General features: G+C 68.0%; 10 protein-coding genes. 8 read left to right on the forward strand and 2 right to left on the reverse strand.

Translation table 11 applies throughout. From position 1 onward, the window contains the following. The first annotated feature begins 10 nt into the window (after positions 1-10). From rpsO to PV734_RS26300, 5 genes are all read left to right on the forward strand, one after another. Complete coding sequence (rpsO, locus tag PV734_RS26280) at positions 11-298, forward strand: 30S ribosomal protein S15 (RefSeq protein WP_006381404.1); 288 nt, start codon at positions 11-13, stop codon at positions 296-298. Between the two features lie 311 nt (positions 299-609). Further along, a complete protein-coding gene (locus PV734_RS26285; RefSeq protein WP_006381406.1) occupies positions 610-2,835 on the forward strand; it encodes a polyribonucleotide nucleotidyltransferase in 2,226 nt (741 codons plus the stop codon). Beyond that, the gene (locus tag PV734_RS26290; protein ID WP_319095220.1) at positions 2,832-4,211 is read left to right on the forward strand and encodes a pitrilysin family protein; all 1,380 of its coding nucleotides are present in this window, start codon (positions 2,832-2,834) and stop codon (positions 4,209-4,211) included. Before PV734_RS26285 ends, PV734_RS26290 begins: the two co-directional genes overlap by 4 nt. Before the next feature lie 50 nt (positions 4,212-4,261). Beyond that, positions 4,262-5,014 carry a 4-hydroxy-tetrahydrodipicolinate reductase gene (dapB, locus tag PV734_RS26295; RefSeq protein ID WP_319095221.1) on the forward strand — a complete coding sequence of 251 codons (753 nt, stop codon included), beginning with the start codon at positions 4,262-4,264 and terminating at the stop codon, positions 5,012-5,014. Between the two features lie 8 nt (positions 5,015-5,022). After that, a complete protein-coding gene (locus PV734_RS26300) occupies positions 5,023-5,481 on the forward strand; it encodes a hypothetical protein (protein WP_319095222.1) in 459 nt (152 codons plus the stop codon). 42 nt (positions 5,482-5,523) lie between these two features. On the opposite strand, the gene PV734_RS26305 is transcribed toward PV734_RS26300, so the two are convergent. Together PV734_RS26305 and PV734_RS26310 are read right to left on the reverse strand one after the other, a co-directional pair. Further along, positions 5,524-6,081, reverse strand: a complete 558-nt coding sequence (locus tag PV734_RS26305) for a PH domain-containing protein (RefSeq protein WP_319095223.1) — start codon at positions 6,079-6,081, stop codon at positions 5,524-5,526. A 127-nt stretch (positions 6,082-6,208) separates the two neighbouring features. Next, on the reverse strand, positions 6,209-6,448 hold the full coding sequence (locus PV734_RS26310; RefSeq protein ID WP_319095224.1) for a hypothetical protein: 240 nt from the start codon (positions 6,446-6,448) through the stop codon (positions 6,209-6,211). A 175-nt stretch (positions 6,449-6,623) separates the two neighbouring features. Here PV734_RS26310 and thyX point away from each other — a divergent pair, with 175 nt between their 5' ends. The 3 genes from thyX to PV734_RS26325 all read left to right on the forward strand — a co-directional run bounded on the left by thyX (position 6,624) and on the right by PV734_RS26325 (position 10,296). Beyond that, a complete protein-coding gene (gene thyX, locus PV734_RS26315; RefSeq protein ID WP_319095225.1) occupies positions 6,624-7,364 on the forward strand; it encodes an FAD-dependent thymidylate synthase in 741 nt (246 codons plus the stop codon). Between the two features lie 217 nt (positions 7,365-7,581). After that, on the forward strand, positions 7,582-8,481 hold the full coding sequence (gene dapA, locus PV734_RS26320) for a 4-hydroxy-tetrahydrodipicolinate synthase (RefSeq protein WP_319095227.1): 900 nt from the start codon (positions 7,582-7,584) through the stop codon (positions 8,479-8,481). 129 nt (positions 8,482-8,610) lie between these two features. Continuing rightward, on the forward strand, positions 8,611-10,296 hold the full coding sequence (locus PV734_RS26325) for a ribonuclease J (protein WP_319095228.1): 1,686 nt from the start codon (positions 8,611-8,613) through the stop codon (positions 10,294-10,296). Positions 10,297-10,728 lie beyond the last annotated feature (432 nt).

A 10,728-nucleotide genomic window follows, 5' to 3' on the forward strand; every position in this document is an offset into this window, starting at 1 on the left:
AGGAGAACACGTGTCGCTCGACGCCGCAGTGAAGAAGCAGCTCATCACCGAGTTCGGTACCAAGGAGGGCGACACCGGTTCCCCCGAGGTCCAGGTCGCGATGCTCTCGCGCCGTATCTCGGACCTGACCGAGCACCTCAAGACGCACAAGCACGACCACCACTCCCGTCGTGGTCTGCTGATCCTCGTCGGTCAGCGTCGCCGCCTTCTCCAGTACTTGGCGAAGAAGGACATCCAGCGCTTCCGTGCGCTGGTCGACCGCCTCGGCATCCGCCGCGGTGCGGCGGGCGCCAAGTAAGACGCTGTGAGAGGGAGCGGTTCCCACTTTAGGGGGCCGCTCCCTTTGCCGTACGTACGGAAACGTGCGGAGTGTCACCACCTCTTTGTAGTGTGGTAGCACAACGCAATACGCAGGACACATCAGGACAGACACGAGGAGAGGCGCACCTCGCCGCCGCCGGTCCTCGGTAGTGGCCCCCGGGAACCGACTCCCGGGTGCTTCGATCGAAGACCGGCCCGCAATCAGAAGGCGCGCTTCTCCGACCCCACGTCCCTCTGCCACACGGGCAGGACGGGACAAAAGACGAAAATGTATCGGAGAAAACGCTAGTGGAGAACGAGACCCACTACGCCGAGGCCGTTATCGACAACGGATCCTTCGGCACCCGCACCATCCGCTTCGAGACGGGCCGGCTGGCCAGGCAGGCCGCCGGCTCCGCCGTGGCGTACCTGGACGACGACACCATGGTGCTGTCGGCGACCACCGCCTCCAAGAAGCCCAAGGACCAGCTCGACTTCTTCCCCCTCACGGTGGACGTCGAGGAGCGGCAGTACGCCGCCGGCAAGATCCCCGGCAGCTTCTTCCGCCGCGAGGGCCGGCCCTCCGAGGACGCGATCCTCACCTGCCGCCTCATCGACCGCCCGCTGCGCCCGTCCTTCAGGAAGGGCCTGCGCAACGAGATCCAGGTCGTCGCCACGATCATGGCGCTCAACCCCGACCACCTGTACGACGTCGTGGCGATCAACGCCGCCTCCGCGTCGACGCAGCTGGCCGGTCTGCCCTTCTCCGGCCCGATCGGCGGCGTCCGCGTCGCGCTGATCAACGGCCAGTGGGTCGCGTTCCCGACGCACACCGAGCTCGAGGACGCCGTCTTCGACATGGTCGTCGCCGGTCGCGTCCTGGAGGACGGCGACGTCGCGATCATGATGGTCGAGGCCGAGGCCACCGAGAAGACCATCACGCTGATCGCGGGCGGCGCCGAGGCGCCGACCGAGGAGGTCGTCGCCGCCGGTCTGGACGCCGCGAAGCCCTTCATCAAGGTCCTCTGCAAGGCCCAGGCCGACCTCGCCGCCAAGGCCGCCAAGCCCACCGGCGAGTTCCCGGTCTTCCTCGACTACCAGGACGACGTCTTCGAGGCGCTCACCGCCGCAGTCAAGGACGAGCTCTCCCAGGCGCTCACCATCGCGGGCAAGCAGGACCGCGAGGCCGAGCTGGACCGCGTCAAGGGTCTCGCCGCCGAGAAGCTGCTCCCGCAGTTCGAGGGCCGCGAGAAGGAGATCTCCGCCGCGTACCGCTCGCTGACCAAGGCTCTGGTCCGTGAGCGCGTCATCAAGGACAAGGTCCGCATCGACGGCCGAGGCGTCACGGACATCCGTACGCTCGCCGCCGAGGTCGAGGCCATCCCGCGCGTGCACGGCTCGGCGCTGTTCGAGCGTGGCGAGACCCAGATCCTGGGTGTCACCACCCTCAACATGCTCCGTATGGAGCAGCAGCTCGACACCCTCTCCCCGGTGACGCGCAAGCGCTACATGCACAACTACAACTTCCCGCCGTACTCCGTCGGCGAGACCGGCCGCGTGGGCTCCCCCAAGCGCCGCGAGATCGGCCACGGCGCGCTCGCCGAGCGCGCGATCGTGCCGGTCCTGCCGACGCGCGAGGAGTTCCCCTACGCGATCCGTCAGGTGTCCGAGGCCCTCGGCTCCAACGGCTCGACGTCCATGGGCTCGGTCTGCGCCTCCACCATGTCGCTGCTGAACGCCGGTGTGCCGCTGAAGGCCCCCGTCGCCGGTATCGCCATGGGCCTGATCTCCCAGGAGATCAACGGTGAGACGCACTACGTCGCCCTCACCGACATCCTCGGTGCGGAGGACGCCTTCGGTGACATGGACTTCAAGGTCGCCGGCACCAAGGAGTTCGTGACCGCCCTCCAGCTCGACACCAAGCTGGACGGCATCCCCGCCTCCGTCCTGGCCGCCGCTCTCAAGCAGGCCCGTGACGCCCGCCTCCACATCCTCGACGTGATGATGGAAGCGATCGACACGCCGGACGAGATGTCCCCGAACGCCCCGCGGATCATCACCGTCAAGATCCCTGTGGACAAGATCGGTGAGGTCATCGGCCCGAAGGGCAAGATGATCAACCAGATCCAGGAGGACACCGGCGCCGAGATCACGATCGAGGACGACGGCACCATCTACATCGGTGCCCAGGTCGGTTCGCAGGCCGAGGCCGCGCGCGCCACGATCAACTCGATCGCCAACCCGACCATGCCGGAGGTCGGCGAGCGTTACCTGGGCACCGTCGTGAAGACGACGACCTTCGGTGCGTTCGTGTCGCTGCTCCCGGGCAAGGACGGACTGCTGCACATCTCGCAGATCCGTAAGCTCGCCGGCGGCAAGCGCGTGGAGAACGTCGAGGACGTTGTCGGTGTGGGCTCCAAGGTCCAGGTCGAGATCGCCGAGATCGACTCCCGCGGCAAGCTGTCCCTGATCCCCGTGATCGAGGGCGAGGAAGCTGCTTCCTCGGACGAGAAGAAGGACGACGGCGACAAGTGACGTCCCGTAGCTCCAAGGCGACGGCCCGCACCTCTTCGGAGGCGCGGGCCGTCGCCCGTACCCAAACCCTGATCAAGGGCGCCAACGGCATCGGCACGGTCCGTAAGACCACCCTCCCGGGCGGCCTGCGCATCGTCACCGAAACCCTGCCGTCGGTCCGCTCCGCGACCTTCGGCATCTGGGCCCACGTCGGCTCCCGCGACGAGACGCCCGCGCTGAACGGCGCCACGCACTACCTGGAGCACCTGCTCTTCAAGGGCACGACGCGCAGGTCGGCGCTGGACATCTCCTCCGCGATCGACGCGGTCGGCGGCGAGATGAACGCGTTCACGGCGAAGGAGTACACGTGCTACTACGCGCGTGTGCTCGACACCGACCTCCCGCTCGCCATCGACGTCGTCTGTGACATGCTCACGGGCTCCCTGATCCTCGAAGAGGACGTCAACGTCGAGCGCGGTGCCATCCTCGAAGAGATCGCGATGACGGAGGACGACCCGGGCGACTGCGTGCACGACCTGTTCGCGCACACCATGCTCGGCGACACCCCCCTCGGCCGCCCGGTCCTCGGCACGGTCGACACGGTCAACGCCCTCACCGCGGACCGCATCCGCCGCTTCTACAAGAAGCACTACGACCCCACCCACCTCGTCGTCGCGGCGGCCGGCAACATCGACCACAACAAGGTCGTACGCCAGGTCCGCGCGGCCTTCGAGAAGGCGGGCGCCCTGGGGCGGCTCGACGCCACACCCATCGCACCGCGCGACGGCCGCCGCAACCTCCGTACGACCGGCCGCGTCGAACTCCTCGGCCGCAAGACCGAGCAGGCCCACGTCGTCCTCGGGATGCCGGGCCTGGCCCGCACGGACGAGCGCCGCTGGGCACTGGGTGTGCTCAACACAGCCCTCGGCGGCGGGATGTCGTCCCGCCTCTTCCAGGAGGTCCGGGAGAAGCGCGGACTGGCGTACAGCGTGTACTCGTACACGTCCGGGTTCGCCGACTGCGGCCTCTTCGGCGTGTACGCGGGCTGCCGCCCCTCACAGGTCCACGACGTGCTGAAGATCTGCCGCGACGAACTCGACCACGTCGCCGAGCACGGGCTCTCCGACGAGGAGATCGGCCGCGCCATCGGCCAGCTGCGCGGCTCGACGGTCCTCGGCCTGGAGGACACGGGCGCGCTGATGAACCGTATCGGCAAGAGTGAACTGTGTTGGGGCGACCAGATGTCCGTCGACGACATGCTGGCCCGGATCGCCGAGGTCACCCCGGACATGGTCCGTGAGGTCGCCCGCGAGGTCCTGGGGCAGCGCCCGTCGCTGGCGGTCATCGGCCCGCTCAAGGACAAGCAGGCCGCGCGTCTGCACGAGGCCGTCGCCTGACAGCCGTATCCGCTCCACACCCGCACACCGTCCGGTAAGGAAGCAAGAAGATGAGCAAGCTGCGCGTGGCGGTCCTCGGCGCCAACGGCCGTATCGGGGCCGAGGCGGTACGGGCGGTCGAGGCCGCCGAGGACATGGAACTGGTCGCGGCCCTCGGCCGGGGCGACAAGCTGGAGACGCTCGTCGACACCGGGGCCCAGGTCGCGGTCGAACTGACCACCCCCGCCTCGGTGATGGGCAACCTCGACTTCTGCGTGCGCCATGGCGTCCACGCGGTCGTCGGCACCACCGGCTGGACCGACGAACGCCTCGCGCAGCTCACCGGCTGGCTGGCCCAGTTCCCGGAGACGGGCGTGCTCATCGCGCCCAACTTCTCCATCGGGGCCGTACTGACCATGAAGTTCGCGCAGATCGCGGCGCCCTACTTCGAGTCGGTCGAGGTCATCGAACTGCACCACCCGAACAAGGTGGACGCGCCCAGCGGCACCGCGGCCCGGACCGCGCAGCTCATCGCCGAGGCCCGGGCGAAGGCGGGCTCGGCTCCGGCGCCGGACGCCACGGTGACGGCGCTGGACGGCGCCCGGGGCGCGAACGTGGACGGGGTGCCCGTGCACTCCGTACGCCTGCGCGGCCTCCTGGCCCACCAGGAGGTCCTGCTGGGCGGCGAGGGCGAGACACTGACCGTCCGCCACGACTCGCTCCACCACAGCAGCTTCATGCCGGGCATCCTGCTCGGCGCGCGCCGCGTCGTGGACACCCCGGGCCTCACCTTCGGCCTGGAACACTTCCTCGACCTCGGCTGAGGGACGTCATGCGCGCGAAACTCTCCTACGCCCTCACGGCCGTCGTCCTGGTCTTCTACTTCGTCCTGGTCGGCAGTCGCGGGATCATGCTCATACAGACCGGCACGCTCCTGACCGTCACCTTCGGCGTGGCGGTCCTGATCCTCCCCGGGATCGGCGTGTGGTTCCTCTGGAAGAACACGCAGTTCGTCCGCGACGCCAACCGCCTTGCCACCGAACTCGAAGCCGAGGGCGGTCTGCCCGTCGACGAGTTGCGGCGCACCCCGAGCGGCCGGGTCGACCGTGACTCGGCCGACGAGGTCTTCGCCAGGCGCAAGGCCGAGACGGAGTCGGCCCCCGACGACTGGCGCAACTGGTTCCGCCTCGCCGTCGCCTACCACGACGCCCGCGACACACCGCGCGCCCGCAAGGCGATGCAACGCGCGATAGCCCTCCGTGCCGGCAAGTCCCCGGCCCAGGCCGCCTGAGACCACCGCCTGAGACCTGGGCCGCGCTCCGGCCTACGGCGCCTAACGCCGGCCGAACTCCGCGGCCCACGCCTCGACGCTGTCAGCGGCCCGGTCGAACGCCTCCGTACGGCCCAGGAAGTCGGCGCTGTGCGTGGCCAGCAGCGGTGCCTGGTCGTCAGCGGACCGGTCCCGTCGTACGAGGAGCAGCGCCTGACCCTGCACGGTGCGCGGCAGACCGAGCCAGCGCACCGGCTGCTGCACCGTCCGTACGGCGACGACCTTCTCCCAGCGCGTCGTCCGGGTACCGAAGAATCCCACCCGCCGCAGTCCGTACGCGCTCACCCACACCCCTGTACGCAGCAGCCGCAGTGCCACGGCGATGACGGCCAGCGCGACCCCGAGGCACACCGCGCCACCGGGCAACTCGCCGGTGGCCGCGATGATGACCGCCGCGAACAGCACGTACGAGGCGAGCAGCAGCAGGAGCGCCGCCGCACCGACCCGCCACGGGCCGGGCCGGTAGGGGCGCCGCCAGCGGTCACGGTCGTCGAACGGCAGCGCGTGACCGGCCACGGCCTCGGCGGAGGCGTGGTCGGCCGTCAGGAAGGGCAGGGGCACGGCTGGTCCTCACTCAGTTCCATGCGCGGGCGATGCCCGGTGAGGTTATACAGCCGGTTGCCCAGTCACCAGCCTTGGGGGCCCGAGGAGGGCGGGACCACGCCATTCGGCCGCACCCGGGTGGCCCTCAACGGCTGTCGGCCGCCTCGGACCGCGGGGTGTGCCCGGCGGACTGGTCGACCGACAGGGCCGGCATCCCGAGGACCAGGGAGCCCACGAGCCCGGCGACGATGGTGAGCCCCAGGAGCCAACGCCCGGCTATGTCACCGGCGGACGCGCGCTCACGGGTCGGGGGAGTGACATTGCTGCGGAACTTGTCCGCCTCGGCGATGAAGGCGAACGGGACGGGCTCGCGCCGACGGGACATGGTGCGGTTTCTCCTTGGGGTGTCGAACTGATCTCTACAGTCTGTACAGACGAGCGAGCACTCCAATCGGTGCCCGGTTTCACCGACTTAACTCGCTGACGATGGTGAACGTCCTGTTTGGCGGGGTCGTAGAGTGGCGTCGCCAACTGACGAGATGGGAAGGACCCTCCAGACCGTGAGCCCCACCCCCGACGACGAGTTCAAGATCGACCTGCGCAGCGAGGTGACCGTCGAGCTGGTCAAACACAGCGCGGCCGACTCCGACGTACTGTTCGCGGCCCGTGTGTCGACCGTCGGGGAGCAGTCCCTGGACGAGTTGGGCAAGGACCCTGAGCGCTCCACGGGGTTGATCAACTACCTGATGCGCGACCGGCACGGCAGCCCGTTCGAGCACAACTCCATGACGTTCTTCATCAGCGCCCCGATCTTCGTCTTCCGTGAGTTCATGCGACACCGCGTGGGGTGGTCGTACAACGAGGAATCCGGCCGGTACAGGGAGCTGCAGCCCGTCTTCTACGTGCCGGACACGTCGCGCAAGCTCGTCCAGAAGGGTCGACCGGGCAAGTACGTGTTCGTCGAGGGCACTACCGAGCAGCACGAACTCGTGGGCCACGCCATGGAGGACTCGTACCGCCAGGTGTACCGGGCCTATCAGAAACTGCTGGCCGAGGGCGTCGCCCGCGAGGTCGCCCGCGCGGTACTCCCGGTCGGCCTGTACTCGTCCATGTACGCCACCTGCAACGCGCGCTCACTGATGCACTTCCTCGGCCTGCGCACCCAGCACGAGCTGGCGAAGGTGCCGTCGTTCCCGCAACGGGAGATCGAGATGGTCGGCGAGAAGATGGAGGCGGAGTGGGCGAAGCTCATGCCGCTCACCCACGCGGCCTTCAACGCGAACGGCAGGGTGGCACCCTAGGGCAGACGCACGCACGTTGCACCACCAGGCACAGATGTGCGGATCAGCCCTGCGAAGTGTCCGTATTGCGGTATTTCGAGAGGTTCATCTAGCCTGATCAAACGGACCCGGCACTGCTTGAACCCCCGAGCAGGCAGTGCCGGGCTCCTTCTTTGTCATGACTTTTCCCGCACCCCTAGGGCAGACCGCGCCCTGCGCACCGAGTAGCGTGGTACCCATGGCTCCGACCTCCACTCCGCAGACCCCCTTCGGGAGGGTCCTCACCGCCATGGTCACGCCGTTCACGGCGGACGGCGCGCTCGACCTCGACGGCGCACAGCGGCTCGCCACCCACCTGGTGGACGCAGGCAATGACGGCCTGGTCATCAACGGCACCACCGGCGAGTCCCCGACCACCAGCGACGCGGAGAAATCGGACCTCGTACGAGCCGTACTGGAAGCCGTCGGCGAGCGGGCCCACATCATCGCGGGCGTCGGCACGAACGACACCCACCACAGCATCGAACTGGCCCGCGCCGCGGAGAACACCGGCGCGCACGGCCTGCTGACGGTGACGCCGTACTACAACAAGCCCCCGCAGGAGGGCCTGTACCGGCACTTCACGGCCATCGCCGACGCCACCGAACTCCCGGTCATGCTGTACGACATCCCCGGCCGCAGCGGCGTCCCGATCAGCACCGAGACGATCGTCCGACTCGCCGAGCACCCCCGGATCGTCGCCAACAAGGACGCCAAGGGCGACCTCGGCCGAGCGAGCTGGGCCATCGCGCGCTCGGGCCTCGCCTGGTACTCGGGTGACGACATGCTGAACCTGCCGCTCCTGTCCGTGGGCGCGGTCGGCTTCGTGTCGGTCGTCGGCCACGTCGTCACACCGGAGCTGCGCACCCTGGTGGAGGCGTACACAGCGGGAGAGGTCCAGAAGGCCACCGAGATCCACCAGAAGCTGCTCCCGGTCTTCACGGGCATGTTCCGTACCCAGGGCGTCATGACCACCAAGGCGGCTCTCGCCCTCCAGGGCCTGCCCGCCGGACCGCTGCGCGCACCCATGGTCGAGCTGTCGGCCGACGAGATCGCCCAGCTCAAGATCGATCTTGCCGCCGGCGGGGTACAGCTCTGACACCAGACTTCACAACTGAATACGCGGGACATCCGTGTCCGCAGTCCACATCCAACAACTGCTTTTGCACGAACGTCATGCGCGCCACGTGCCTTGCCGGTACGTGGCGCGTGTGGTGAGGAGAGTCTTTTGAGTCATCCGCATCCTGAACTAGGCGCCCCGCCGAAGCTCCCGGAGGGCGGCCTGCGGGTCACCCCGCTGGGCGGCCTCGGTGAGATCGGCCGCAACATGACCGTCTTCGAGTACGGCGGTCGCCTGCTGATCGTCGACTGTGGCGTGCTCTTCCCCGAGGAGGAGCAGCCCGGAATCGACCTGATCCTGCCGGACTTCACGTCCATCAGAGATCGTCTCGACGACATCGAGGGCATCGTCCTCACGCACGGCCACGAGGACCACATCGGTGCAGTCCCCTACCTCCTGCGGGAGAAGCCGGACATCCCGCTGATCGGCTCCAAGCTGACCCTCGCGTTCATCGAGGCGAAGCTCCAGGAGCACCGCATCCGCCCGTACACCCTTGAGGTGACGGAGGGGAACCGTGAGCGCATCGGCCCCTTCGAGTGCGAGTTCATCGCGGTCAACCACTCCATTCCGGACGCGCTCGCGGTCGCCATCCGCACCCCTGCGGGCATGGTGGTCCACACCGGCGACTTCAAGATGGACCAGCTCCCGCTGGACGGTCGCCTCACCGACCTGCACGCCTTCGCGCGGCTGAGCGAAGAGGGCATCGACCTTCTGCTCTCCGACTCGACGAACGCGGAGGTCCCGGGTTTCGTTCCGCCCGAGCGGGACATCTCGAACGTGCTGCGTCAGGTCTTCGCGGGCGCCGGCAAGCGAGTCATCGTGGCAAGCTTCGCCAGCCACATCCACCGCATCCAGCAGATCCTGGACGCCGCCCACGAATACGGCCGCAGGGTCGCCTTCGTCGGGCGCTCCATGGTCCGCAACATGGGCATCGCCCGGGACCTGGGCTATCTGAAGGTTCCGCCGGGCCTCGTCGTGGACGTCAAGACCCTGGACGACCTCCCGGACCACCAGGTCGTGCTCGTCTGCACGGGCTCCCAGGGCGAACCGATGGCCGCGCTGTCCCGCATGGCCAACAGGGACCACCAGATCCGCATCGTCCAGGGCGACACGGTGATCCTGGCCTCGTCCCTGATCCCGGGCAACGAGAACGCGGTGTACCGCGTGATCAACGGCCTGACCCGCTGGGGTGCGAAGGTCGTCCACAAGGGCAACGCCAAGGTGCACGTCTCCGGCCACGCCTCGGCCGGCGAACTCCTGTACTTCTACAACATCTGCAAGCCGCGCAACCTGATGCCGGTCCACGGCGAATGGCGCCACCTCCGGGCCAACGCGGAGCTGGGCGCCATGACAGGCGTCCCGCACGACCGGATCGTCATCGCCGAGGACGGCGTGGTCGTCGACCTGATCGAGGGCAAGGCGAAGATCTCCGGCAAGGTCCAGGCGGGGTACGTGTACGTCGACGGCCTCTCGGTCGGCGACGTGGGCGAACCAGCGCTGAAGGACCGCAGGATCCTCGGCGACGAGGGCATCATCTCGGTCTTCGTGGTGATGGACTCGTCGACAGGCAAGATCACGGGGGGCCCGCACATCCAGGCCCGCGGCTCGGGCATCGAGGACTCCGCCTTCACCGACGTCGTCCCGAAGATCGCCGAGGTCCTCCAGCGGTCCGCACAGGACGGGGTGGTGGAACCCCACCAGATGCAGCAACTCATCCGCCGCACCCTGGGCAAATGGGTATCGGACACCTACCGCCGGCGCCCGATGATCCTCCCGGTCGTCGTGGAGGTCTGACGGCAAGGAGGGGCCCCTGAGCTGCCCCTCCGACGCGTCAACCTGGAGCGGGGCTCCTCGATTTGCATCGAGGAGCCCCGCTCCAGTACGTTTACGGCTCCGCCAGCGAGGGAACCCGGCTCAACTTGGAGCCAGGGACCAACCCGAGCGGGGCGGAAATTCCGACTCAGAACTTCTGATAAAGTCGGAGTCGCCGGAAAGGGAAACGCGAAAGCGAAAACCTGGAAAGCACCGAAGAAATCGGATACGGAAACGGTCTGATAGAGTCGGAAACGCAAGACCGAAGGGAAACTGCCCGGAGGAAAGCCTGAGAGAGTCTCTTGGGTGAGTACGAAGGAAGCGTCCGTTCCTTGAGAACTCAACAGCGTGCCAAAAATCAACGCCAAGTTTGTTGATACCCCGTTCCCGGCCGTTCGGTCGGGGCGAGGTTCC

It is taken from the genome of Streptomyces sp. AK08-02, from assembly GCF_033795085.1.
GTDB lineage: Bacteria > Actinomycetota > Actinomycetes > Streptomycetales > Streptomycetaceae > Streptomyces > Streptomyces echiniscabiei.